Below are 23,690 nucleotides of genomic sequence, written 5' to 3'. Positions count from 1 at the left end.
GCTCCTCCCCCGACCGCGTTCACCCCGCATTCACCACGGGCGGCGCGGAGCGCGCGGAGGCGGTGCCAGGATGGTCGCATGGACGGCGACAACCTCATTCTCGAAGACGGCCTGAGCGACGAACTCGACGACGACTTCGATGACGAGGAGGAGCACTCGGACCCCCTCCTCCCGGACAACCGCTACCTCGACCGCGAGCTGAGCTGGCTGGCGTTCAACCAGCGCGTGCTCGAACTCGCCGAGGACCCGCTGGTGCCGGTGCTCGAGCGCGCCAACTTCCTCGCGATCTTCTCCTCGAACCTCGACGAGTTCTTCATGGTGCGGGTCGCCGGTCTGAAGCGCCGCATCCTCACCGGCCTCGCCCTCACGACGAACATCGGCCGCGTCCCCCTGGACGTGCTGACCGACATCTCGGAGAAGGCGCACCAGCTCCAGCAGCGTCACGCCCGGGCCTTCAAGGACCAGGTCGAGCCCGCCCTGCGGGACGCCGGCATCGACATCGTCCGCTGGGACGAGCTCAGCGACGCCGAGCGGGCGGTGCTGGACGACTACTTCTCGGCACAGATCTTCCCGGTCCTGATGCCGCTGGCCGTCGACCCGGCGCACCCGTTCCCGTACATCTCCGGGCTCTCGCTCAACCTGTCGGTCCGGGTGCGCAACCCCAAGACCCAGAAGACCGAGTTCGCCCGCCTCAAGGTGCCGCAGATGCTCCCCCGCTTCGTGCGCATCGCCGGCGTCGCCGCGCCCGGCGAGCCCATGCGGTTCATCTCGCTCGAGGACCTCATCGCCAACGAGCTCGACGACCTGTTCCCCGGCATGGAGATCCTCGATCACCACGTCTTCCGGGTGACCCGCAACGAGGACGTCGAGGTCGACGAGGACGAGACCGAGAACCTCATCAAGGCGCTCGAGAAGGAGCTGCTGCGACGCCGGTTCGGCCCGCCCATCCGCCTCGAGGTCACCGACGACATGGACGACGAGACGCTCGGCCTGCTCGTCCGGGAGCTCGACATCACGACGCAGGAGGTCTACAAGCTCCCGGCTCCCCTGGATCTCAGCGGCCTCTTCAGCCTGCAGAAGATCGACCGGCCGGACCTGAAGTACCCCAACCACGTGCCCACGACGGCGGCGCAGCTCATGCCGACGGAGCCGAACCAGCGCCAGGACGTCTTCAAGGCGGTCTCGCGCGGCGACGTGCTGCTGCACCACCCCTACGAGTCGTTCGCGACGAGCGTGCAGTCGTTCCTCGAGCAGGCCGCCGCCGATCCCGACGTGCTCGCGATCAAGCAGACGCTCTACCGCACCTCGGGCGACTCCCCCATCGTCGAGGCCCTCATCGACGCGGCCGAGTCGGGCAAGCAGGTGCTCGCCCTGGTCGAGATCAAGGCGCGCTTCGACGAGCAGGCCAACATCTCGTGGGCCCGCAAGCTCGAGAAGGCCGGCGTGCACGTCGTCTACGGCCTCGTCGGCCTCAAGACGCACTGCAAGCTCGCTCTCGTCATCCGCCAGGAGAAGGGCGGAGTGCTGCGGCACTACTCCCACATCGGCACCGGCAACTACAACCCGAAGACCTCGCGCATCTACGAGGACCTCGGCCTGCTGACCGCCGACGACGAGGTCGGCAAGGACCTCACCCGTCTGTTCAACGAGCTGTCGGGGTACGCGATCGAGAAGAAGTTCAAGCGCCTGCTCGTCGCTCCGCGCCACCTCCGCAAGGGACTCCTCAAGAGGATCGATGCCGAGACCGAGAACGCCCGCGCGGGCAAGCCCTCCGGGATCCGGATCAAGGTCAACTCGATCGTCGACGAGGCGGTGATCGACGCGCTCTACCGCGCCAGCCAGGCCGGGGTCCCGGTCGACGTCTGGGTCCGCGGCATCTGCGGGCTGAAGCCGGGGCAGGAGGGGCTCAGCGAGAACATCCGCGTCCGCTCGATCCTGGGCCGCTACCTCGAGCACTCGCGCATCTTCAGCTTCGTCAACGACGGCGATCCGGTGGTCTACATCGGCAGCGCCGACATGATGCACCGCAACCTCGACCGCCGTGTCGAGGCCCTCGTGCGGATCGTCGAGCCCGCCCACCTCAGCGAGATCGACGACATGTTCGAGCGCGCGATGGACGAGAAGACGGCCTCGTGGTGGCTCGGACCCGACGGAGTCTGGACGCGCCGCCACCTCGACGAGGACGGAGCCCCGCTGTCGGATCTCCAGAACCGTCTGATGGCGCACATCACGCACCGCAAGCGCATCGCGTCGCGGGCCGCTTCCCGGGCCTCCTCCCGCTGACGCCGTGACGGGGACCGTCTACGCGGCCGGAGCGGTGTGCTGGCGGATCATCGAGGGCCGCCCGCACATCCTCGTGATCCACCGGCCTCACCGGAGGGACGTCAGCCTGCCCAAGGGCAAGGTCGACCCCGGCGAGTCGCTGCCCGAGACCGCGGTGCGCGAGATCCGGGAGGAGACCGGGCTCGCCGTCGGGCTCGGCGTGCCGCTGGGCTCGACCGAGTACACGCTGCCCAACGGGCGGCCCAAGGCCGTGTACTACTGGGCCGCGAAGGTCAGCGAGAAGGCCGTGCTCCACTCCGACTTCCTCCCGAACCGCGAGGTGGAGGCGCTGGAGTGGGTGACGCCCAAGCGGGCGCGCGGGTACCTCACCTACTCGCACGACGTCGCGATCGTCGACGAGTTCGCCCGGATCGCCGCACGGGGGGCGCTCGAGACGTTCGCGCTCGTGGTGCTGCGGCACGCGAAGGCCGTGCCCGCCTCCTCCTGGGACGGGCGCGACTCCACCCGCCGCCTCAACCGCCGCGGTGCCGAGGAGGCCGCGGCCGCCGGACGCGCCGTCGCCGCCTGGCGCCCGCGCCGCCTCGTCTCGAGCACCGCGAAGCGCTGCCGTGCCACCGTCGCTCCCCTCTCCTCCCTTCTGAAGCGACCGGTGCGACTGTCCGAGGAGATCAGCCAGGAGTCGTACGAGAACGGCACGGCCGACATCCGGAGCCTGGTCGGCAAGCGCGTGCGCGCACGCAAGTCGGCGGTGCTCTGCAGCCACCGGCCGGTGATCCCGGAGATCCTGCGCGAGATCGCCCTCGCCACCGCGACTCCGATCGGCCCGTACCTCGACGAGGCGTCGCACCTGCCCACCGGGGGATTCACGGTCGTGCACCTCTCGAGCGAGCACCCCGGCTCGGGCATCGTCGCGATCGAGACGCACTCGCCGCTCGCCTGAGCCTCCTCCCGAAGACGGCGGATCGAGCCGGATCCCCGTCGCGCCCGGCAAGCCCCGACGGGCCTCGTTCACCGCCCGTTCACCCAGCGGACCGTGGGCGGACACGACCCCCTCGTACATTCGCTCGCGGGCTGCACCAGGCCCTGTTCTGTTTCCATGCTTTCCTACCCGAAAGGGATACTTGTGAGAATCTCGCGTCTCGGCCAGGCGGCCGTCGTCGCCGCCGTCGCAGCGATCACTCTGACCTCGTGCGCAGCCAACGAGGGGGGCGCCTCCGCAGGCGGGTCCTCCGAGTCGGGCTCCGGCAGCAGCCTCGAGGGCACGCTCAACGGCATCGGCGCCTCGTCGCAGGGGTCGGCCCAGGAGGCCTGGGTCGCCGCCTTCCAGACGGAGAACCCCGGCGTCACCATCAACTACTCGCCCGACGGCTCGGGCGCGGGCCGCGAGGCGTTCATCGCCGGCGGTGCCGACTTCGCCGGCTCGGACCGCGCGCTGAAGCTCGAGGAGCTCGACGGCTCCTTCGGCAAGTGCGCCGAGGGCACCTCCGCCATCGACGTCCCCGCCTACATCTCCCCCATCGCCCTGGTCTTCAAGGTCGACGGCGTGGACGAGCTCAACCTCGACGCGGCCACCGCCGCGGGCATCTTCAAGGGCACCATCACCAAGTGGAACGCCCCCGAGATCACCGCGCTCAACCCCGACGCGACGCTCCCGGACGCCAACATCACCGCCGTTCACCGCTCGGACGACTCGGGCACCACCGAGAACTTCGCCGCGTACCTCAACGCGACCGCTCCTGACGTGTGGGACGCGGAGCCGGACGGCGTCTGGCCCTACGAGGGCGGCGAGGCGGCCCAGGGCACCTCGGGCGTCATCGACACCGTGACCAACGGCACCAACACCATCGGCTACGCCGACGCGTCGCGCGCCGGTGACCTCGGCACCGCGAAGATCAAGGTCGGCGAGGAGTTCGTCGAGTACTCCCCCGAGGCCGCTGCCGCGATCGTCGACGCCTCGCCCGAGGCGACCGACCGTCCCGAGAACGACATCGTGTACGACATCGACTACTCCACCGAGGAGTCGGGCGTCTACCCGGTCGTCCTGGTCAGCTACCTCATCGCCTGCCAGGAGTACCAGGACCCCGCGACGGCTGAGCTCGTCAAGGCGTACCTTGGCTACGTGACCAGCGAGGCCGGTCAGGAGGAGGCCGCGACCTCCGCCGGTGCCGCCCCGCTCTCGTCCGAGCTGTCGACCCAGGTCGCCACCGCGATCGAGTCCATCAAGTAGCACCCCCCGCGCGAATCGGCCCCGGACCCCCACCGGTCCGGGGCCGTCTCGCGGCTCGGCCCCCTCCCCCACACCGAACGCAGGGAACCCACCATGAGCACCGCAGAGCGGCCCGTCGGCGCCATCAAGGCGAAGCAGCGTCCGGCCGACCGGATCTTCGCCGGGTCGGCAGTCGCCTCCGGCACGCTGATCCTCGTCATCCTCGCCGCCGTCGCCCTCTTCCTGGTCGTGCAGTCGATCCCCGCGCTCACCGCGCCGGCCGACGACATCTCCGGCGGCGCCGGCTTCTGGGCCTACGTCGGGCCCCTGGTCTTCGGCACGGTCTACGCCGCGGCCCTGGCCCTCGTCATCGCCGTCCCGATCTCGATCGGCATCGCGCTCTTCATCTCGCACTACGCCCCGCGCCGTCTCGCGCAGGGCCTGGGCTACGTGATCGACCTGCTGGCCGCCGTGCCGTCGGTCGTCTTCGGCCTCTGGGGCATCACGGTCCTCGCCCCCTTCGTCCAGCCCTTCTACACGTTCCTCACGAACGCCTTCGGCTGGTTCCCGCTCTTCTCCGGTCCCGTCTCGGGCACCGGCCGCACGATCCTCACCGTCGCGCTGGTCCTCGCCGTGATGATCCTGCCGATCGTCACGGCGATCTCGCGCGAGGTCTTCCTCCAGACGCCGACCCTGCACGAGGAGGCGGCGCTCGCCCTCGGCGCGACCCGCTGGGAGATGGTCCGCACCGCGGTCCTCCCCTTCGGCCGCCCCGGCATCATCTCGGCCTCGATGCTCGGCCTCGGCCGCGCGCTGGGCGAGACGATGGCCGTCGCCATCGTCCTCTCGCCGTCCTTCGTCGTGAACTTCGCGCTGCTTCAGTCGACCAACTCCAACACGGTCGCCGCGAACATCGCGCTGAGCTTCCCCGAGGCGTACGGCCTCAAGATCAACGAGCTGATCGCCTCCGGCCTGATGCTCTTCGCCATCACGCTCATCGTGAACATGCTGGCCCGCTACATCATCAACCGCCGCAAGGCCTTCTCGGGAGCGAACTGATGGTCACCATGACGACTCCTCCTCGCCAGCGCCGCCGCGTCGAGGACGCCGCTCCCGCAGTGACGAACACCCTCACCAGCGGGCAGCTGCCCAAGTGGGCCCCCCTCGCGCTCCTGGTCGGCAGCATCGCCCTGATGGCCGTCGTCTACGGGCTCCTCGCGGTCAGCGGAGTGACCGAAGGCTTCGACGTCGTCGGCACCGTCTTCTTCGGCGCCGTGCTCTACACCGTGTCGGTGTTCGTGCTCGCCCGACTGGTGGAGGGCGCGCGGCGCGCCACCGACCGGGTCGTCACGACGCTCGTCACCGCCGCGTTCGTCGTCGCGCTGATCCCGCTGATCTCGCTGATGTACACCGCGATCACGGCCGGTGCCGCGCGCTTCGACCTCCTCTTCTTCACCTCCTCGATGCGCAACGTCGTCGGCGAGGGCGGCGGCGCGCTGCACGCGATCATGGGCACGCTCATCATCACGGCGCTCGCGGCGGTCATCTCGATCCCGATCGGCCTGATGACGGCCATCTACCTGGTCGAGTACGGCCGGGGCGCGCTCGCCCGCGGCATCACCTTCTTCGTGGACGTGATGACGGGCATCCCCTCGATCGTCGCGGGACTGTTCGCCTACGCCCTGCTGGTGCTGTTCTTCGAGCCGGGCGTCCGCATGGGCTTCGGCGGCGCGATCGCCCTCTCGGTGCTGATGATCCCCGTGGTCGTCCGCTCGACCGAGGAGATGCTGCGCCTCGTCCCGAACGAGCTGCGCGAGGCGTCCTTCGCCCTCGGCGTGCCGAAGTGGCTGACCGTCCTGAAGATCGTCCTCCCCACCTCCATCGCCGGCATCGTGACGGGCGTCATGCTCTCGATCGCCCGCGTCATCGGCGAGACGGCTCCGCTGCTCATCGTCGCCGGTTTCACGCAGTCGATGAACTACAACCCGTTCGACGACCGGATGATGACCCTCCCGGTCTACGTCTTCCGCCAGTACGCCGACCAGGGCTCCGACGCCGCCGCCTACATCGACCGGGCCTGGACGGGCGCGCTCGTCCTCATCCTGATCGTCATGCTCCTCAACCTGCTCGCACGCCTGGTCGCGCGCATCTTCGCCCCCAAGCTCGGCCGCTAACCCGAAGGATCTCCGTTGTCCAAGCGCATCGAAGTCAACGACCTCAACGTCTACTACAGCAAGTTCCTCGCGGTCGAGGGAGTCGGGCTCACCATCGAGCCCCGCACCGTCACCGCCTTCATCGGGCCCTCCGGCTGCGGCAAGTCGACCTTCCTCCGCACGCTCAACCGGATGCACGAGGTCATCCCCGGCGCCTACGTCGACGGCGAGGTGCTGATCGACGGGAACAACCTCTACGGACCCGGCGTCGACCCCGTCCTCGTCCGCCGCCAGGTGGGCATGGTCTTCCAGCGGCCGAACCCGTTCCCGACGATGTCCATCCGCGACAACGTGCTGGCGGGCGTCAAGCTCAACAACCGCCGCATCAGCAAGAGCGACGCGGACGACCTGGTCGAGAAGTCGCTCCAGGGCGCGAACCTCTGGAACGAGGTGAAGGACCGTCTCGAGAAGCCCGGCTCCGGTCTCTCGGGCGGGCAGCAGCAGCGTTTGTGCATCGCCCGCGCGATCGCCGTCTCCCCCGATGTCCTGCTGATGGACGAGCCCTGCTCGGCGCTCGACCCGATCTCGACCCTCGCGATCGAGGACCTGATCGAGGAGCTCAAGAACGAGTACACGATCGTGATCGTGACGCACAACATGCAGCAGGCCTCGCGCGTCTCGGACCGCACCGCGTTCTTCAACATCGCGGGCACCGGCAAGCCGGGCAAGCTCATCGAGTACGACGACACCGCGACGATGTTCTCGCGCCCGTCCGTCCAGGCCACCGAGGACTACGTCTCGGGCCGCTTCGGCTGATCCTCCGCCACGACGACGAGAGCCGCACTCCCCTCGGGGCGTGCGGCTCTCGTCGTCTGAGGAGGTCCGGTGTCAGGCGGTCTCGATCGCCAGGATCGGCTCGGTGGTCGGGGTCTCCGATCCGCCCTCGTCCTCGACGGTGACGGCGACCACGGCGCCCTCGGCCATCGTCCCCTCGAGGGGCGCGACCGTCCGGCCGTCACCACCCTCGAAGAGGCCGGCGGCCACGGGTCCCGACGAGTCGATGTACCAGAGCTCGTAGGTCTTGCCGTCGGGCAGCGGAGCGAGGTCGTCGACGACGAGCGCCGAGCGTCCCAGCGAGCTCGACCAGACCAGCGTGGCGGACTCGCCCGAGGCGACCGTGGCGGTCGACTCCTGCGCGTCGGGAGCACTGCGAATCTGCTCGAGGGCCGTCAGCTCCTGCGTCTGGCCGGAGCCCGGCGAGAGGACGGAGGGCAGCGTCACTCCGCCGACCACGATCACCGCGGCGGCGGCCGCGGCCGACAGGTAGATCGCCGGTCGCGTGAACCAGCGTCCGCGAGCCCTGGCCTCGGCGCCGTGGCGACCGGACGCGGACGGCGGCACTGCGGCCGCCTCCCGGTCGGGTTCGACGGCGTGGAGTCGGGGCGCCTCGGTCTGCTCGAGGGGCTCCTCGCGCGGGAGCTGGGGCGTGGTGGCGATGAGCGCCATCAGATCGGCCTTGAGGGTCGGCGACGGCGCCACGGACGGCGCGTCGTCGGCGAGCGCCTCGGCAACGGCCGAGAACTCGTCGGCTTCGGCCCGCGCCTCCGGATGCTCAGCGAGGTACTGCTCGTAGCGGGCCTGCTCGCGCGGAGTCAGGATGCCCAGGGCGTGCCCGGCGGCGAGGTCGCGGGGATCCTCCGCCTCGTCGGGTCGAAGCGCATCGGTCACCGGGTCACCCCCATCTCTTCTCGAAGTCTGATCATTCCATCGCGCAGGCGCGTCTTCACGGTACCGACGGGGCACTGCAGGATCCCCGCGATCTCGCTGTGCGAGTATCCGCCGTAGTACGCCAGCTGCAGCGCCTGCCGCTGCAGCTCCGTCAAGCGGCCCATGGCGGCCGCGACCTTCTCGTGCTCAAGAGACACCTCCGCCTGCTCGGCGACCTGGTCGTAGTCACGACCGAGATCCCGGATTCCGATGCGGACGTCCCTGTCGCGGCCCGCCTGGGCCGCGCGTACCCTGTCGATGGCCCTGCGGTGTGCCATCGTGAGGATCCAGGTCGTCGCGCTTCCTTTATTCGGAGCGAAGCGTGCAGCGGTTTGCCAGATCTCGAGGAACACCTCCTGGGTCACCTCCTCGGACTGCGCGCGGTCGACGAGGACGCGGGTGACGAGCCCGAGGACCCGCGAGGCGGTGAGGTCGTAGAGCTCGGCGAAGGCCGCCTGGTCGGCGGAGGCGACGCGCTCGAGGAGCGTGCCGAGATCGGTCGTCGTCCCGTCGCTCATCCGCGCTGCCCCGCCCGGGCCCTGCTCCGGAAGCCGTTGGCCACGGAGGAGACCACGATCGACACGGCTGCGACGATCACGACGACCTCGATCGGGTGCACCACGAAGCGGATGTCGATCGCGAGGGCTCCGAGATCCAGCGGCGCGGGGGCGGACAGCCGGGGCGAGAGCCAGAGGGCGATCAGCCCGGCGGCCGCGGCGGTGAGAGCCGGGTAGGTGCGCGGACGGATGAGCACCCAGAGGCCGGCGATCACGTCGAGGATCGCCAGCGAGCGCATCACCGCCCCCTGCGAGACCGTGAGGCCCCCGCCGAGGAGGGCGCCGTCCGCGCCGTCGACGAGCGGGGCGCCGAGGAAGTACAGGACGGCGGCGACCAGCAGGCCGATCCCGGCCCACCACCGCGCGCCTCTCCGGAACGCGGTGCGGTTCTTCATCGGGATCGCGCCTGTCTGTCGAGGACTCTGACGTGCTGTGCGGAACGGCCGTCTCGGGCCGCCCGTCACCGGGCCCTCACTTCCTCGCTCACGAGCGGGGAGAAGGGGCCGGACCGCAGGAACGCCTCTCGGCGCGAGGCCGCTCGAAGCGGCTATAAGTGGAGCCCGGGGTTACTGCGATCCGGCCGTACCCAGTGTAACCACTGCCCCCGGGGTGCTCGCGAGACGCGTTCGCGGGCGGTGAACGGGGTTGCGGCCGACGGCGGCCGAGTGCGCGCTACTCCAGCGAGTCGCTGCGCCAGAGGCGCGCGCAGCTGACGAGCTCGGCGGCGGTGGTCGAGAGGCGCAGTGCGCGGGTGGTGAGCTCGCTCGCCCTCGGTCCGTCGATCAGCTCGACGTCGTCGGCGACCGAAGCGGCTCCGGAGGCGCTCACGCGGCAGAAGGCGGCCGCGCGATCCAGCGCCACGGCGAAGTCGCCGTCGAACACCCCGCGCAGGATGCGATCGGCGAGCTCGGTGATCTCGGCCGGGCCGGTCGGCGTGCTGGCACCCGCGACCACCGGATCGATCGTGGACGACAGCTCCACGCCCCGCTGGTACAGGAAGCTCGTGCTGTCGGGGTCCTGCCGGATCACCAGACGCAGCAGGTAGATGCGCCAGAGCGCCCCGGGCAGGCTGGCCGCGCTCGAGCGCGCCCAGAGCTCGGCGAGCGCGTCGATGCCGTTGTGATCGGTGTACTCGACGAGGCGGTCGATGATCACCGGATCGGGATCGTTCCGGACGCGGCTGAGGAGCGCGATGGCCGTCTCGTGGGCGACGCGGCTGATCTGCGCCGGGTCCTCTCCTCCCTGGAACGCCTCGAAGACGTGGGAGGGGAACTTGGTCGGCTTGTGGAAGCCGTCTGTCATGGGGCCGCCTTCCGCGGTCGGTGGGCGGACGCGCGCGTCCGTCCGGTGGTGGAGGGGTTCGGTGAGGGTAACGCCCCCGGGTGCCCGAGTATGCCCCTCGACCTGCGCTCCCGCACGCCCGCGGGCCCCCGCTCCCGGGTCTCCGCGGGCGCGCTACCCTGGGACCCGCGGGCCTCTAGCTCAGTTGGCAGAGCAGCGGACTTTTAATCCGCGGGTCGTCGGTTCGAGCCCGACGGGGCCCACTCCCTCCCCCGCCGTCCGGGACCGCCGCCGCCCCGAGTCCGGTCCCTACGGCCTCGGCGACTCCGGCACGGCGCTCGACTCGGGCTCGCGGGTCACGACGACGCCGCGGTCGCCGTGGGCCGTCGCGAGCATCTCGCGCAGCCAGAGGTCGTTCAGGCGCGGCGGGCGTCCGCCGACGAAGTGGAACTGCAGCGGGATGTGGGGCGAGATCCAGACGGAGACGCGTCCGGATCCGCTCTCGACGGGCTTCACCCAGCTCAGGTAGAAGGTCTCCTGTCGGCGGAGCTCGCGACCCACGACGGCCTGAACGTGGGCCAGCACGCGGTCCTCGAACTCGTAGACGTCGGAGGAACCGTAGATGAGCTGACCCATGGAACGATTTTCCCAGGGGGGCCGGATCGGCCCGTCGGGGTGGACACGGCGCGCCGTCCTGGGGCGGCCCCCCGATCGTGGGGCCCTTGTCCGGGGTGCTAGCGACCTCGGCGGAGGAACGGAATCCCCCTGCAGGCGCCGGGAGCCGAGGCGAGCATGGAGGGCATGAAGCGCCTTCACTACGCCGGCGGAGCACTCCTCGTGGGGGACGCCGTGGCACACGAGATCCTCGCCTACGCCCGCGAGCTCGGACTGCGCGGCATCGCCGACACCGTCCGGATCGCGGGCAGGTCCCTCGACGGCGACCCGGAGCAGGCGGAGCTGCTCATCGGTCCCGCGAGCCAGCTGCTCCTCGTCGAGGACGACGCCCCGGAGGATCCGGAGGCCGACGCCGAGGCGCTCGCCGACCTCACGGAGCGCAGGCGCGCGCTGGAGCCGCGGATCGAGCACGTCGCGGCCGAGGATCAGCCGGACGTCGGCGACGAGTACGACGAGTGGGCCCTGCTGGGCCGCGAGCAGGACTGATCCTGCGCCCTACTCGTGGCAGAGAGCCCAGATCGAGTCGGGGTACTCGGTCAGCTCGTCGCCGTCGACCAGGCGCCAGACGCCGCCCTGGTGCTCGAGCAGCCGGCCGTGCACGACCTGCGAGCGCCAGCCGTCGTCGGTCCGGTACCACCGGACGAGCCGAACGCTGACAGAGCTGCGGGATGCGGTCCGCTGAGACATCGTCGTCCTCACTGGCGACCCTGCCGTCGTCGCGGCGGTGCGACGGCGGTGGGGAGCACCTGTCGGGAGCCTACGCCCCCGGAGGAGGGACGCGGTTGGTGCGGAGGGAGCGCTTCGATCACGATCGGAGCGCGGAGGGGCGACCGTCCGGTCGCCCCTCCGGTCGGTCAGCGCGTCGGATCGTCCGCCCAGAAGCAGACCATGGTCATCGTCGAGCGGTACCAGAGCGTGCTCGCGTCCACGGAGTCGACCGGGCGATCGGGATCGTCGAGATAGACCTCTCCGGCGGACTCGACTCCGGGAGGGAGGCACGCGTTCTCGGCGACGAAGCGCACGGGCTTCGTCGGGGCGTACCAGTCGCCGTCCCCGTTCTCCGACGCGGGGATGAACGAGGGGATGCCGGTGTACGAGCACACCAGCGTCAACGATCTCCCGCTTCGCACGAATCGGTAGCTGGTGGTGACCAGGCTCCTGTCGGGCGCGCCCGAGAGCAGCTCGCCGTAGTAGCAGGAGCCGGTCGACGAGATGTCGCTCGAGGCGTGGTCGTCGAGGTTGGCGCCGGCGTTGTGGTCGGCGAGGGCGGGGAGCCGCCGCGGCGCCCGCGAGGGCGACGACGGAAGCGAGAGCGAGGACGGTGGAGCGGATCGACATGACGGTCTCCTCATCGAGACGGCGTCGGCGCAGTGCGTCGGCAGTGGCGGGTCGCTCGCCGTGGCGAGCGGACGGCGGCGGCGCGTCGCTCCGACGACGGGATCGTCGGGGGGCTCCTCCGCGGGCGTCCGGCGGACCGGATGGCACGACTCTAATCCGCGCGGAGCCGCGTGTCTGCCCCCGGAGCGCTCACACGAGGTCGGACCGGCGGTGCTCCCTGCAGGAGGCGAGGGCGGGAGGCCCTCAGTGGATCAGTGGACGACGCCGGAGACGCCGCGCCCGGCGGCGCACCGCGCGTTCGCTCGGCCCGAAGGTGCCCGCTTCGAGCAGGAGCCGGAGCGAGGTCGCGACCTGTCTCGCCAGCCGAGGGTCGATCGCCCCGGGTACGCGGATCGCGTCGATGAGATCGAGGGCTGTCCGCGTGGTGCGAGAGATCGCCATGCCGGAACCCTAGGGAGCACCGACACAGCTCGACGCACCCCGCACGGGGGCGCGCGGCGGCATCATTGCTCACCGCCGCGCGACTCCCCTATTGCGCCGGTAGCGGCTCAGTCGTGGCCGTTCGTGGACTCGCCGCGACCGGTGGAGGACTGCAGGCGGTCGATGTGCTCGGACGCCTGCGCCTTCGTCAGATCGGCGGGGAGGGTCTCGCCCGCCTCGCGCGCGAGGGTGTCGAGGTAGCTGCGCTGCGGGCCGGTCATCGGCTCGTCGCCGGTCACCCAGTCGGACGGGTCCTTGCTGGCGCTGGTGTCGCTGCCGTCGTCGGCGCGGGCGCCGAGGACGTCGCCCTCGGTCTTGATGTCGGATCCGGTGGTGTCGTTGTCGCTCATGCTGCGACGGTACGCGCGACCACCGACACCGGCGAGGGCTTGCGGAGCGGCGGTCGCCGCTCCCCGGGACACCGCCCTTCTCCCAGGAACCGCCGCCCGGTCAGGAGCCGAGGAGGGCGTGCGCGACGGTGAAGATGACGAGGCCGGCGAGCGCGCCGACGACCGTGCCGTTGATCCGGATGAACTGGAGGTCCTTGCCCACCTGCAGCTCCAGCTTGTCGGAGGTCTCGCGCGGGTCCCAGCGCTGGATCGTGTCGCCGATGATGCTCGCGATGTCCGCCCGGTAGCGGTCGACGAGGTTCGACGCGACAGTGCCGACCCACGCGTCGACCGTTCCGGCGAGGCGCTCGTCGGTCGACAGCCGGCGGCCGAGATCGACGACGATGGACTCGAGGTTCGCGCGCAACGGGCTCTCGGGATCGTCCATCGCTCCCAGGAGCGAGGACTTCGTCGACTCCCAGACGTCGCCCGCGAGCTCGCGCACCCGAGGACTGTCGAAGGCCTGGTTCTTGATCTCCTCGACGCGGGCGACGAGGTCGGGATCGGTGCCGAGGTCGACGGCCAGCGTCTCGAGGTAGCCGTCGATCGCCCGGCGCAGCGGATGACCCTGCTCCTCCCGCACCGCGTGCACGAAGACGAGGGCCTCGTGGTAGAGGCGCTCGTCGATCGCCCGGCTGACCCCCGACGGCAGCCACGCGGGCAGCCTGCCGCTGACCATGCGGGTGAAGCTCTGCGGATTCGCGGCGAGCCACGCCTCCGCCTGCTCGACGAGCGTGTCGACGAGGCGCCGGTGGTGACCCGCCTCGACGATGCCGCCGACGAGCTTGCCCAGGGGCGGTCCCCATTGCGGGTCCAGGAGATGGCGGCGGGCGAGCGACTCGATGACGCCCTGCACGTGCGAGTCGTCGAGCAGCGCGATCGCCGCGCGGACGGCGGCGGCGCTCTCGTCGCCCACGCGGTGCGCGTTCACCGGCTCGGCGAGCCAGACCCCGGCGCGCCGGGCGATGCCGAACGAGTCGAGCTTCTCGCGCACGATCGCCCCGCGCAGGAAGTTCTCCTCCACGAACTGGGCGAGGCTCGTGCCGATCTCGTCCTTCTTGGTCGCGATGATGGCCGTGTGCGGGATGGGGAGCCCGAGCGGCCGGCGGAACAGGGCGGTCACCGCGAACCAGTCGGCCAGAGCGCCGACCATGCCGCCCTCGCTCGCCGCGCGGACCCACTGCAGCCACGGGTACCGGTCCTGCAGGGCGAACGAGATCGCGAAGACGACCGCCATCGCGATCAGGAGCCCGGTCGCGATCCGCTTCATCCGGACGAGCGCCGCGCGCTTGGCGGCGTTGTCGCGCCCCGTCGAGGTGCTCACCGTCATGAGGCGGTGGGGAACCCCTCGTGGCGGATGCCCCACGCGACGGTCCACTCCTCGCCCGGCTCGAGCCAGCGCAGGCCCTGCCCGGAGTTGAGGGCCTCGGCCGGCGCCGTCATCGGCTCGACGGCGATGGCGGTCTTCACGTCGTCGCCCTCGGGGAAGATCCGGGTGATGAACACCTGGATGTAGTTGTGCGAGGAGTCGGCCCAGAGCAGCACGCGGCGGCCGTCGGCCGCGCGGAGCCCGTGCACGCTCTCGCCGTCGACGACGCTGACGTCGGCCCACGCGTCGTCCAGCTCGAGATCGCCCACGCGGCGGCCGCGGCGGAGGTCCCACTCCGTGCCCTCGACGGGGCTCTGCCCGATGGGGTTCAGGCGCTCGTCGACCTCGATGTGCACGGCCGCGTCGACCGTGAGCTCGAGCTCGTCGGTCGGGACGTCGCCGATCGCCAGGAAGGGGTGCGTGCCGATCGCGACCGGCGCCTCGTCCGCTCCGACGTTGACCACGCGGTGCACGACCCTCAGACCGTCGGCCTGCAGCTCGTAGCGCACGCTCGTCTCGAGGTGGAAGGGCCAGCCGCGCTGCGGGACCACCGGGGCGGCCAGCTCGACGAACGAGGGACCCTGGTCGACGAGGCGGTAGGAGGTGGCGGTCAGGAGCCCGTGGAGGGCGTTGTGGTACTTCGGCTCGGTGATGTCGAGCTGGAGGGTCCGCCCGGCGTGGTGCCACTTCCCGTCCCTGACGCGGTTCGGCCACGGGACCAGCACGGTCCCCGACCCGAACGGCGGGACGATCGTCTCGGGGTATCCGGCGGTGATCTCGACGCCGTCGACGGAGAAGGTGGCGCAGCGCTGCGGCCACCTCCGTGACGACGGCGTGCAGGGTGCGGCCCTCGGCGGTGAGGTCGAGCGCGAACTGGCGCCCGGTCGCGGGGGCGGGAGTGAAGTCGGCCATGCCTGAATCCTACGGACTGACGTGAGGGAGGGAGCGCCCGGCGTCGCCACCGGCTCCGCCGCAGCGCGTCACGGCCAGCCCCGCCTCCTCGAGCTCGGCGACGACGCCCGCGGGGGCGCCCGCTCCGGTGAGCAGGAGGTCGAACTCGGCGGCGCCGCCGACGCGCCCGAGGTCGATCACGCCGAGCTTGCGCGAATCGGCCACGACGACGCGGCGGGCGGCGGCCCCCAGCATCCGGCGCTTGAGAGTCGCCTCGGGCAGGTTCACGTTCGTGACTCCGGCACCCGGATGCACGCCGGTGCAGCCCACGAAGGCCGTGTCCGCGCGGATCCGCTCGAGCATCTCGGAGGCGAGGGGCTCGACGAGCGAGTGCTGCAGGGGGCGCAGGGTGCCGCCGGTCACGACGACCGTGAACCGCGGGATCGCCGGCTCCAGCGCGAGGGCGGTGGAGAGCCCGTTGGTGATGATCGTGACGTCACGCAGGTCCTCCCGCGCCACCAGGGCGTGGGCGATGGCGAGCGGAGTCGTGCCGACGTCGAGGATCACGCTCTCGCCGGAGGAGACGGAGGCGGCGGCCTCGCGGCCGATCGCCGCCTTCTCCTCCGCCGCCGACGCGAGCCCCTCCTCGAGCGAGCGCTCGCCCGCTCGGTGAGCCGACGGGATCGCTCCGCCCCTGACCCGCTGCAGTGAGCCCTCCGCCGTCAGCAGATCGAGGTCGGAGCGCACGGTGACGACCGAGACGCCCAGGCGCTCGGCGAGGTCGGCGACCGAGACGAAGCCGGACGCCTCGGCCAGGAGCCGCATGCGGACGCGGCGCTCGAGGGCGCTCCGCCCGTCCTGCTCGCCGTCCGCTCTCATCCGGCCATGGTCGCCGCCCGCGCGCCGCTTGTCAAAGGGAAACCGTGCTTTCCTTTTCGAAGGAGCACCTCTAGTCTGGGTCCCGCCATGAACGAAGCGATCCCCCTCTCCGCCGGCGTCGTCAAGCGCCCGCACCTCCTCGCCGACGGGCGAGAGCTCCTCTACTTCGACGACGCCGACACGACGCTGCCGCCCGAGCGCGCCGCGGACGCCCGCGACCTCGATTCTCGCCCCGCGACCGCGCGCATGCGCCAAGACGTCCTCACCGGCGAGTGGGTGTCGATCGCCGCCTCCCGGCAGAACCGCGTGTTCCTGCCACCGGCCGAGCTCGACCCGCTCGCCCCGGCCTCGCCGACCAACCCCTCCGAGGTGCCCAGCCTCTACGACGTGGCGGTCTTCGAGAACCGCTCGCCGTCCTTCGGGCCGCTGCTCGAGGACGACGACGCCCCCGCCTCGCTCGAAGACCTCCGCACCCTCGGCCTCGGCCGCACCCTGACCAGCGTCGGCCGCTGCGAGGTCGTCTGCTTCAGCCCCGAGCACGAGGGGTCGTTCTCGACCCTCTCGGCCTCGCGCGCCCGCACCGTCGTCGAGGCGTGGGCCGACCGCGTCGCCGCCCTGTCCGCCTTGCCGGGCGTGCAGCAGGTCTTCCCGTTCGAGAACCGCGGCGAGGCGATCGGAGTGACGCTGCACCACCCGCACGGCCAGATCTACTCGTACCCCTACGTCACCCCGCGTACCACGCGACTGCTGGCGTCGCTCGACTCCTACGGCCCCACTCTCTTCGCCGACATCCTCGCCTTCGAGCAGGCCGGCGAGCGCGTGCTGATCCGCGGCGAGCACTTCACCGCGTTCGTGCCGTTCGCCGCGCGCTGGCCCGTCGAGGTGCACCTCCTGCCGCACCGTCACGTCGCCGACATCAGCGAGACGACGCCCGAGGAGCGGGACGAGCTCGCGGTCGTCTACCAGCGCCTGCTCCGCGGCATCGACGCCCTGTACGACACTCCGACGCCCTACATCGCCGCCTGGCACCAGGCACCGGTGCACGAGCGCCGCGACGAGGTGCGACTGATGCTGCAGATCACCTCCCCCCGCCGCGCCGAGACCAAGCTCAAGTACCTCGCCGGCAGCGAGGCCGCCATGGGCGCCTGGATCGGCGACATCCCGCCCGAGACGAGTGCCGCCGCCCTGCGCGCGGCCATCGAGCGCGCCGACGCCGCGACGCTGGCCGACGAGGTCTCCGCCCGGCCCGACGCCTCCCTCCCCCGACTCCCCCTCCGACTCCGAGGAGACCCGATGACCACCGCCTCCCCCTCGCTCGACGCCGTCGCCGAGCGCGCCGCCCGCGACTTCGAGCGCGAGTACGGCCGTCCGCCCGTCGGTGTCTGGGCCGGTCCCGGACGGGTGAACCTGATCGGCGAGCACACCGACTACAACGACGGCTTCGTGTTCCCGTTCGCCATCGACCGCGCGACCGCCATGGCCGTCGCGCCCCGCGAGGACCGCGTCATCCGCATCGCCAGCGCCTTCTCGCCCGAGCACGTCGAGATCTCGCTCGACGACCTCGCGCCCGGAGCGATCGCGGGCTGGTCGGCGTATCCGCTCGGCGTCGTCTGGGCGCTGACGGAGTACGGCGTCGACCTCGGCACCCGATCGGGCTTCGACGCCTTCGTCGACTCCGACGTACCCGTGGGGGCAGGGCTGTCGAGCTCGGCCGCGCTCATGTGCGCGATGGCCGTCGCGTTGAACGAGCTCTGGGAGCTCGACCTCGACAAGGCGACGCTCGCCCGCGTCGGACGCCGTGCCGAGAACGTCGCTGTCGGCGCCCCGACCGGGATCATGGACGAGTCCGCCTCCCTCTTCGGGCAGCGCGACGCGGCCGTGTTCCTGGACTGCCGGAGCCTGGACACCGAGGTGATCCCGCTCGGCTTCGAGGAGGCCGGACTCGTGCTGCTGGTCATCGACACGCGCGTCGAGCACGCGCACGCCACGGGCGGTTACGCCGAGCGGCGCGCCTCGTGCGAGCTCGGCGCCTCGACCCTCGGGGTGGAGTCGCTCCGCGAGCTCTCCGTCGACGACCTCCCCCGCGCCGAGGAGCTCCTCGACGACGTCACCTACCGCCGGGTGAAGCACGTCGTCACCGAGGACGCCCGCGTCCTCTCGACGGTGCGGACCCTCCGCGAGCAGGGCCCCCGGGCCATCGGCGAGCTGCTCGACGCCGGACACGTCTCGCTCCGCGACGACTTCGAGATCTCGGTGCCCGAGCTCGACACGGCGGTCGAGGCGTCCCGTGGCGCCGGCGCGATCGGCGCGCGCATGACCGGCGGCGGCTTCGGCGGCTCCGCGATCGCGCTGACGCCGGTCGAGAAGGAGGAGGAGGTCCGCGCCGCGGTCCTCGCCGCCTTCGCCGAGAAGGGCTTCCGCGAGCCCGAGCTCTTCCTGGTCACCGCCGCCGACGGCGCGGGCCGGGTGCGCTGAGCCGCCGCACGACCACGAGGAGCCGGCACCCCCCGGACCGCGCAAGCGGCCGGACGGGTGCCGGCTCCTTCTGCAGGACGGCGCCGGTCAGGCGGGCGGGACGACCGCGCGCAGCACTCCCCCGGTGACCCGCACGAGCTCCGAGGCGCTCGTGGGGTAGACCGTGTGCGCGTGCCCCGCCGCCGCCCACACCGTGTCGAAATCGGCGAGAGCCTCGTCGACCACGGTGCGCAGCCGGAGCGGATGACCGACCGGTGCGACGCCTCCGATGGTCTGGCCCGTGGCCTCCTTGACCACCGAGGCGCTCGCCCGACCGATCGTGCCGCCGAGCTCGCCGCCCAGCCAGCCCGTGTCGACGCGGTGGCCGCCGCTCGTGAGGACGAGCAGCGGCTCCCCGTCGAGCAGGAACACCAGCGAGTTCGCGATCTGGCCGGGCTCGATGCCGAGCGCCGCGGCCGCGAGGGCCGCCGTCGACGCGGCCTCGTCGAGCCAGCGCACGGGCGGATGCACTCCGTGCCCGGCGAGGTCGGCGAGGACGCGGTCGACTGCGGGATGACTCCGTTCGCTCATGCCGCGAGGCTAGCGCGGACTACTCCGCCATGGTCGCGACGTCGATGACGAAGCGGTAGCGCACGTCGGAGGAGAGCACGCGCTCGTACGCCGCGTTGATCTCGGAGGCCGGGATCACCTCGACCTCGCTGGCGATGCCCTTCTCGGCGCAGAAGTCGAGCATCTCCTGGGTCTCGCGGATGCCGCCGATGCCCGAGCCCGCGAAGGAGCGGCGGGCGCCGAACAGCGTGAAGACGTGCAGCGGCAGGGCCTCGGCCGGGGCGCCGACGTTGACCATGGTGCCGTTCAGACGCAGCATGCCGAGGTAGGCGTCGAGGTCGAGCGGCGCGCTCACGGTGTTCAGGATGATGTCGAAGGTGTTCGCGAGGGTCGAGAACGTCTCCTCGTCCTTCGTCGCGTAGTAGTGGTCGGCGCCCAGGCGCAGGCCGTCGTCCTTCTTGCCGAGGGTCTGCGAGAGCACGGTGACCTCGGCGCCCATCGCGTGCGCGAACTGCACAGCCATGTGGCCCAGGCCGCCGAGTCCGACGACGGCGACCTTCTTGCCGGGGCCGGCGTTCCAGTGCGACAGGGGCGAGTAGGTGGTGATGCCGGCGCACAGAAGCGGCGCGGCGGCCTCGTAGGGGATGGACTCCGGCACGCGGAGCACGAAGTCCTCGACGACCACGACGTGGGTGGAGTAGCCGCCCTGGGTGATCGTGCCGTCGCGGTCGACGGCGGCATAGGTGCCGACGTTCCCCTTCAGGCAGTACTGCTCCTCGCCCGCGAGGCAGTTCTCGCACTCGCGGCAGGAGTTCACCATGCAGCCGACGCCGACGCGGTCGCCGACGGAGTGCTTCGAGACCTCGGAGCCGACCTCGGCGACGACGCCGACGATCTCGTGGCCGACGGTCAGCGGGTAGGCGACCGGTCCCCACTCGCCGCGCACGGTGTGGATGTCGGAGTGGCAGATGCCGGAGTAGGCGATCTCGATGAGGACGTCGTGCGGGCCGACGTCGCGGCGCTCGACGGTGGTCGGGACGAGCGGCTCGGTGGCGGACGGGGCGGCGTAGGCGGATACGGTGCGCATGAGTTCTCCTCGTGGGGGGCGGGCGCACTCGAGTGTCTGTCCGACGGGGGTGAGGGACGCGAGTGCGCCCGACAACGCTACTCTCGCCGTCTGGACGGGAACCGTAGGCTCGAGGGCATGCGCAGCGCGATCGACCTCAACGCGGATCTCGGCGAGGGCTTCGGCGTCTGGCGGCTCGGCGACGACGACGGGATCCTGCAGGTCGTCTCGAGCGCCAGCATCGCCTGCGGCTTCCACGCGGGTGATCCGTCGATCATGCTCGCCCGTTGCAGGACCGCGGCCGAGCGGGGAGTCGCGGTCGGCGCTCACGTGTCGTACCGGGATCTCACGGGCTTCGGACGGCGCGAGATCCCGGTGAACCGCGACGAGCTCCACGCCGACGTCGTCTACCAGATCGGCGCGCTGGAGGCCGTGGCGCGGGCGGCCGGCACCCGGGTCCGCTACGTGAAGCCGCACGGGGCCCTGTACAACCGGATCGTGCACGACGAGGTCCAGGCCGAGGCCGTTGCCGCCGCCGTGCGCGACACCGCACCCGGCCTGCCGATCCTCGGGCTCGTCTCCTCCGCCATCGAGCGCGCGGCCGCGGCCGCCGGCTCGCCCTTCGTCCGCGAGGCGTTCGTCGACCGCGGCTACCGCCCCGACGGCACCCTCGTGCCGCGCGCCGAGGCGGGCGCCCTCCTGGAGGATCCGGAGCTCATCGCCGCGCGAGCCGTGCGGATGGCGGTGGACGGCACGGTGCTCGATCGCGACGGCGGTGTCCTCGCCGTGGAGGTCGACTCTCTCTGCGTGCACGGGGACTCCCCCGGCGCCCTCGCCACGGCCGTCGCGGTGCGTCGGGCCCTCGCGGAGGCGGGCGTCGCTCTGGCACCCGCGGTGCGGTGATCGAGGCGCGCCTGCTGCCCTCCGGCGACCGGGCCGTGCTCGTCGAGCTGGAGGGGCTCGACGGGGCGCTCGCGCTCGCGTCGGCCCTCGAGCGCTCGCGGCCGACCGGTGTCGTCGACCTGGTCCCCGCGGCGAGGACCGTGCTGGTGGTGCTCGACCCCGACGTCCTGACCCCCGCGGAGGCGTCCCGCTGGGTCCGCGCCACCGCCGCGGTCACGAGCACCTGCACGGCGGCCACCGCCGGTCGCGTGCACACCCTCGACGTCCGCTACGACGGAGCCGATCTCGGAAGCACCGCGGCGATCCTCGGGTGGAGTGCGGCCGAGCTGGTGGAGCGGCACACGACGACCGTGTGGCGTGCGGCGTTCGGAGGCTTCGCGCCCGGCTTCGCCTACCTGGTCCCGCTCGGCGAGTGGCCGGAGGTGCCGCGCCGAGCAGAGCCCCGGACCGAAGTGCCGACGGGGTCGGTCGCGGTGGCGGGCCGCTACTCCGGGATCTACCCCCGCTCCTCCCCCGGCGGCTGGCAGCTGCTCGGCTCCACCGCTTCCGCGCTCTGGGACGTCGAGCGGTCGCCGGCCGCGCTGCTCGCACCGGGCGACGAGATCCGGTTCCGGGAGGTGCCGTGAGCCTGCACGTCCTCGATCCGGGGCCCCTGGCGCTCGTGCAGGACCGCGGTCGGCCGGGGTCCGCGGGGATCGGAGTCGGCCGGTCGGGCGCGATGGACGCCGGCGCTCTGCGGCTCGGGAACCGGCTGCTGGGCAACCCCGTCGACGCCGCCGGGCTCGAGCTGCTCGGCTCGGGCTTCACGGCGAGCGCCGACCGTGACGTCTGGATCAGCCTGACCGGTGCGGACGGAGCCGCCTCGATCGAGGGACGGACCGTCGACAGGGTGCTGCCGGTGCTGCTCCCGGCCGGCGGAGTGCTGCGGCTGGGTCCCCTCCGGGCGGGGGTCCGCCGCACGCTGACGGTGCGGGGCGGGGTCGACGTGCCGCAGGTCCTCGGCTCCCGCTCGCGCGACACGCTCGCGGGGCTGGGTCCGGAGCCCGTCGGCGCGGGAGACGTGCTCGGGGTGGGACCCTCGGCGGGACCCGGCGCCCCGCTGGACTGGTGGCCGTTCGACGCGCCCGGCCGGGACGCGGTGCTGGACGTGCATCCGGGCCCGCGTCTGGATCGCGTCCCGCCGGGAACCTGGCGGGCCCTGCTCGAGACGTCCTGGCGGGTGGGCTCCGCCGCCGACCGCGTCGGGCTCCGGCTGACCGGGACGCCGCTCGCGACCGCCGGCGGCAGCGAGCTCCCGAGCGAGGGCATGCTGCACGGCTCGGTGCAGCTGCCGCCGTCCGGGCTGCCGGTCGTCTTCGGACCGGACCACCCGGTCACGGGCGGCTACCCCGTCGTCGCGGTCGTCGACTCCGGAGCACTCGACCTCCTGGCGCAGCTCGCGCCGGGGGCCGCGGTGCGGTTCCGGGCCGCCGCGCCGGTCAGCGGGCGGCGCGCTCCGCGGCCGTGACCACGTTGTGGATCAGCATGGCGCGCGTCATCGGCCCCACTCCTCCGGGGACCGGCGAGAGCCAGCCCGCGACCTCCGCGACGCCGGGGGCGACGTCGCCGGTGAGCTTCGCCTTGCCCGTCTCGGGGTTCTCGACGCGGGTGATGCCCACGTCGAGCACGGCTGCACCGGGCTTCACCCAGTCGGCGGCGATGAGACCGGGGACTCCCACCGCGGCGACCACGATGTCGGCGCGGCGCACCTCCTCGGCGAGGTCCGTCGTACGGGAGTGCGTGAGGGTGACCGTCGCGTCCAGGCCCTTGCGGGTGAGCAGGAGCCCCAGCGGACGGCCGACGGTGAGTCCGCGTCCCACGACGACGACGTGCTTGCCCGACAGCGGGATGTCGTGGCGCTGCAGCATCTCGACGACACCGGCGGGCGTGCAGGGCAGCGGGCTGTCGAGCTCGCCCTCGACGCCGAGGACCAGTCGGCCGAGGTTGGTCGGGTGCAGGCCGTCGGCGTCCTTGTCGGGGTCCATGAGCTCGAGCATCGCGTTCTCGTCGATGCCCTTCGGCAACGGCAGCTGGATGATGTAGCCGGTCACCGCGTCGGACTCGTTGAGCTGACGGATGGCGCTGCGGATGTCCGCGGCGGAGGCCGTCGCGGGCAGGTCGACGCGGATCGACTCGATCCCCACCTCGGCGCAGTCGCGGTGCTTGCCGGCGACGTAGGAGCGGGACGCGGGGTCGTCGCCGACCAGGAGCGTGCCGAGCCCGGGCACGACGCCCTTCTCGCGCAGTGCGGCCACGCGCACCGCGATCTCGGCCTTGACCGCCGCCGCCGTGGCGACTCCGTCGAGTACCTGTGCCGTCATCTCGTCACTCCTCGTGTTCGACCGGTGCGCCCGGGCACGGCGGAGGCGGGGGACGCCTCCGCCGACCGT

General features: G+C 71.9%; 25 protein-coding genes, 1 tRNA gene and 1 pseudogene. 13 read left to right on the top strand and 14 right to left on the bottom strand.

What is annotated here, in order from left to right; translation table 11 throughout:
- Positions 1 to 78: 78 nt before the first annotated feature.
- The 6 genes from AC0CID_RS18855 (at position 79) to pstB (ending at position 7,458) form a co-directional block, all read left to right on the top strand.
- On the top strand, positions 79 to 2,283 hold the full coding sequence (locus AC0CID_RS18855) for an RNA degradosome polyphosphate kinase (RefSeq protein WP_207406581.1): 2,205 nt from the start codon (positions 79 to 81) through the stop codon (positions 2,281 to 2,283).
- 4 nt (positions 2,284 to 2,287) lie between these two features.
- On the top strand, positions 2,288 to 3,223 hold the full coding sequence (locus AC0CID_RS18850) for an NUDIX hydrolase (RefSeq protein WP_207406582.1): 936 nt from the start codon (positions 2,288 to 2,290) through the stop codon (positions 3,221 to 3,223).
- 183 nt (positions 3,224 to 3,406) lie between these two features.
- Positions 3,407 to 4,510 (top strand): phosphate ABC transporter substrate-binding protein PstS, encoded by a 1,104-nt coding sequence (locus tag AC0CID_RS18845; RefSeq protein WP_465227975.1) that lies wholly within the window; start codon positions 3,407 to 3,409, stop codon positions 4,508 to 4,510.
- Positions 4,511 to 4,603: 93 nt separating this feature from the next.
- Positions 4,604 to 5,548 carry a phosphate ABC transporter permease subunit PstC gene (gene pstC, locus AC0CID_RS18840; RefSeq protein WP_207406586.1) on the top strand — a complete coding sequence of 315 codons (945 nt, stop codon included), beginning with the start codon at positions 4,604 to 4,606 and terminating at the stop codon, positions 5,546 to 5,548.
- An 8-nt stretch (positions 5,549 to 5,556) separates the two neighbouring features.
- Complete coding sequence (pstA, locus tag AC0CID_RS18835) at positions 5,557 to 6,663, top strand: phosphate ABC transporter permease PstA (RefSeq protein ID WP_465227974.1); 1,107 nt, start codon at positions 5,557 to 5,559, stop codon at positions 6,661 to 6,663.
- Positions 6,664 to 6,678: 15 nt separating this feature from the next.
- A complete protein-coding gene (gene pstB, locus AC0CID_RS18830) occupies positions 6,679 to 7,458 on the top strand; it encodes a phosphate ABC transporter ATP-binding protein PstB (RefSeq protein WP_159985721.1) in 780 nt (259 codons plus the stop codon).
- Between the two features lie 72 nt (positions 7,459 to 7,530).
- Here pstB and AC0CID_RS18825 read toward each other — a convergent pair whose 3' ends face one another.
- The 4 genes from AC0CID_RS18825 to AC0CID_RS18810 all read right to left on the bottom strand — a co-directional run bounded on the left by AC0CID_RS18825 (position 7,531) and on the right by AC0CID_RS18810 (position 10,268).
- Positions 7,531 to 8,370: an anti-sigma factor gene (locus AC0CID_RS18825; RefSeq protein WP_465227973.1), complete on the bottom strand. Its 840-nt coding sequence runs from the start codon at positions 8,368 to 8,370 to the stop codon at positions 7,531 to 7,533.
- Entirely contained in the window at positions 8,367 to 8,927 is a 561-nt protein-coding gene (gene sigK / locus AC0CID_RS18820) for an ECF RNA polymerase sigma factor SigK (RefSeq protein WP_465227972.1), read from the bottom strand. The genes AC0CID_RS18825 and sigK overlap by 4 nt, the downstream gene beginning before the upstream one ends.
- Positions 8,924 to 9,361 (bottom strand): hypothetical protein, encoded by a 438-nt coding sequence (locus AC0CID_RS18815; protein WP_465227971.1) that lies wholly within the window; start codon positions 9,359 to 9,361, stop codon positions 8,924 to 8,926. Before AC0CID_RS18815 ends, sigK begins: the two co-directional genes overlap by 4 nt.
- Before the next feature lie 277 nt (positions 9,362 to 9,638).
- Positions 9,639 to 10,268: a DNA-directed RNA polymerase subunit beta gene (locus AC0CID_RS18810; RefSeq protein ID WP_207406595.1), complete on the bottom strand. Its 630-nt coding sequence runs from the start codon at positions 10,266 to 10,268 to the stop codon at positions 9,639 to 9,641.
- A 169-nt stretch (positions 10,269 to 10,437) separates the two neighbouring features.
- Here AC0CID_RS18810 and AC0CID_RS18805 point away from each other — a divergent pair.
- Positions 10,438 to 10,510, top strand: a tRNA-Lys gene (locus tag AC0CID_RS18805).
- 46 nt (positions 10,511 to 10,556) lie between these two features.
- Here AC0CID_RS18805 and AC0CID_RS18800 read toward each other — a convergent pair.
- Positions 10,557 to 10,883, bottom strand: a complete 327-nt coding sequence (locus AC0CID_RS18800; RefSeq protein ID WP_465227970.1) for a DUF7882 family protein — start codon at positions 10,881 to 10,883, stop codon at positions 10,557 to 10,559.
- A 165-nt stretch (positions 10,884 to 11,048) separates the two neighbouring features.
- Here AC0CID_RS18800 and AC0CID_RS18795 point away from each other — a divergent pair, with 165 nt between their 5' ends.
- Complete coding sequence (locus tag AC0CID_RS18795) at positions 11,049 to 11,408, top strand: hypothetical protein (protein WP_465227969.1); 360 nt, start codon at positions 11,049 to 11,051, stop codon at positions 11,406 to 11,408.
- Between the two features lie 9 nt (positions 11,409 to 11,417).
- On the opposite strand, the gene AC0CID_RS18790 is transcribed toward AC0CID_RS18795, so the two are convergent.
- From AC0CID_RS18790 to AC0CID_RS18765, 6 genes are all read right to left on the bottom strand, one after another.
- Positions 11,418 to 11,609, bottom strand: a complete 192-nt coding sequence (locus AC0CID_RS18790) for a hypothetical protein (protein ID WP_465227968.1) — start codon at positions 11,607 to 11,609, stop codon at positions 11,418 to 11,420.
- A 167-nt stretch (positions 11,610 to 11,776) separates the two neighbouring features.
- On the bottom strand, positions 11,777 to 12,274 hold the full coding sequence (locus AC0CID_RS18785) for a hypothetical protein (protein ID WP_465227967.1): 498 nt from the start codon (positions 12,272 to 12,274) through the stop codon (positions 11,777 to 11,779).
- A gap of 534 nt (positions 12,275 to 12,808) precedes the next feature.
- Positions 12,809 to 13,090 carry a DUF3072 domain-containing protein gene (locus AC0CID_RS18780; RefSeq protein WP_207406607.1) on the bottom strand — a complete coding sequence of 94 codons (282 nt, stop codon included), beginning with the start codon at positions 13,088 to 13,090 and terminating at the stop codon, positions 12,809 to 12,811.
- Positions 13,091 to 13,190: 100 nt separating this feature from the next.
- On the bottom strand, positions 13,191 to 14,459 hold the full coding sequence (locus AC0CID_RS18775; RefSeq protein ID WP_465227966.1) for a DUF445 domain-containing protein: 1,269 nt from the start codon (positions 14,457 to 14,459) through the stop codon (positions 13,191 to 13,193).
- Complete coding sequence (locus AC0CID_RS18770; RefSeq protein WP_465227965.1) at positions 14,456 to 15,223, bottom strand: aldose 1-epimerase family protein; 768 nt, start codon at positions 15,221 to 15,223, stop codon at positions 14,456 to 14,458. Before AC0CID_RS18770 ends, AC0CID_RS18775 begins: the two co-directional genes overlap by 4 nt.
- 196 nt (positions 15,224 to 15,419) lie before the next feature.
- Positions 15,420 to 16,268, bottom strand: coding sequence for a DeoR/GlpR family DNA-binding transcription regulator (locus tag AC0CID_RS18765; RefSeq protein ID WP_465227964.1), 849 nt, complete (start codon positions 16,266 to 16,268; stop codon positions 15,420 to 15,422).
- Positions 16,269 to 16,355: 87 nt separating this feature from the next.
- Between AC0CID_RS18765 and galT the strand changes: the two are divergent.
- A pseudogene (galT, locus tag AC0CID_RS18760) lies at positions 16,356 to 17,477 on the top strand (galactose-1-phosphate uridylyltransferase); the annotation flags it as partial.
- An 84-nt stretch (positions 17,478 to 17,561) separates the two neighbouring features.
- On the top strand, positions 17,562 to 18,743 hold the full coding sequence (gene galK, locus AC0CID_RS18755) for a galactokinase (RefSeq protein WP_465228139.1): 1,182 nt from the start codon (positions 17,562 to 17,564) through the stop codon (positions 18,741 to 18,743).
- An 87-nt stretch (positions 18,744 to 18,830) separates the two neighbouring features.
- Here galK and AC0CID_RS18750 read toward each other — a convergent pair whose 3' ends face one another.
- Both AC0CID_RS18750 and AC0CID_RS18745 read right to left on the bottom strand, forming a co-directional pair.
- Positions 18,831 to 19,313: a YbaK/EbsC family protein gene (locus tag AC0CID_RS18750; RefSeq protein WP_465227963.1), complete on the bottom strand. Its 483-nt coding sequence runs from the start codon at positions 19,311 to 19,313 to the stop codon at positions 18,831 to 18,833.
- Positions 19,314 to 19,332: 19 nt separating this feature from the next.
- Positions 19,333 to 20,379 (bottom strand): NAD(P)-dependent alcohol dehydrogenase, encoded by a 1,047-nt coding sequence (locus tag AC0CID_RS18745; RefSeq protein WP_465227962.1) that lies wholly within the window; start codon positions 20,377 to 20,379, stop codon positions 19,333 to 19,335.
- Between the two features lie 117 nt (positions 20,380 to 20,496).
- On the opposite strand from AC0CID_RS18745, the gene AC0CID_RS18740 reads away from it, so the two are divergent.
- The 3 genes from AC0CID_RS18740 to AC0CID_RS18730 are packed head-to-tail and all read left to right on the top strand — an operon-like array spanning position 20,497 to position 22,768.
- Positions 20,497 to 21,261 (top strand): LamB/YcsF family protein, encoded by a 765-nt coding sequence (locus AC0CID_RS18740; RefSeq protein ID WP_465227961.1) that lies wholly within the window; start codon positions 20,497 to 20,499, stop codon positions 21,259 to 21,261.
- Positions 21,258 to 21,887, top strand: a complete 630-nt coding sequence (locus AC0CID_RS18735) for a 5-oxoprolinase subunit B family protein (RefSeq protein ID WP_465227960.1) — start codon at positions 21,258 to 21,260, stop codon at positions 21,885 to 21,887. Before AC0CID_RS18740 ends, AC0CID_RS18735 begins: the two co-directional genes overlap by 4 nt.
- The gene (locus AC0CID_RS18730) at positions 21,884 to 22,768 is read left to right on the top strand and encodes a 5-oxoprolinase subunit C family protein (protein WP_465227959.1); all 885 of its coding nucleotides are present in this window, start codon (positions 21,884 to 21,886) and stop codon (positions 22,766 to 22,768) included. Before AC0CID_RS18735 ends, AC0CID_RS18730 begins: the two co-directional genes overlap by 4 nt.
- Here AC0CID_RS18730 and AC0CID_RS18725 read toward each other — a convergent pair.
- Positions 22,740 to 23,621: a bifunctional methylenetetrahydrofolate dehydrogenase/methenyltetrahydrofolate cyclohydrolase gene (locus AC0CID_RS18725; protein ID WP_465227958.1), complete on the bottom strand. Its 882-nt coding sequence runs from the start codon at positions 23,619 to 23,621 to the stop codon at positions 22,740 to 22,742. The two genes, AC0CID_RS18730 and AC0CID_RS18725, sit on opposite strands and share 29 nt — an antisense overlap.
- Between the last annotated feature and the right edge of the window lie 69 nt (positions 23,622 to 23,690).

The organism is Rathayibacter sp. AC451, assembly GCF_979253095.1.
This window is presented reverse-complemented; position numbering and strand designations above follow the sequence as displayed.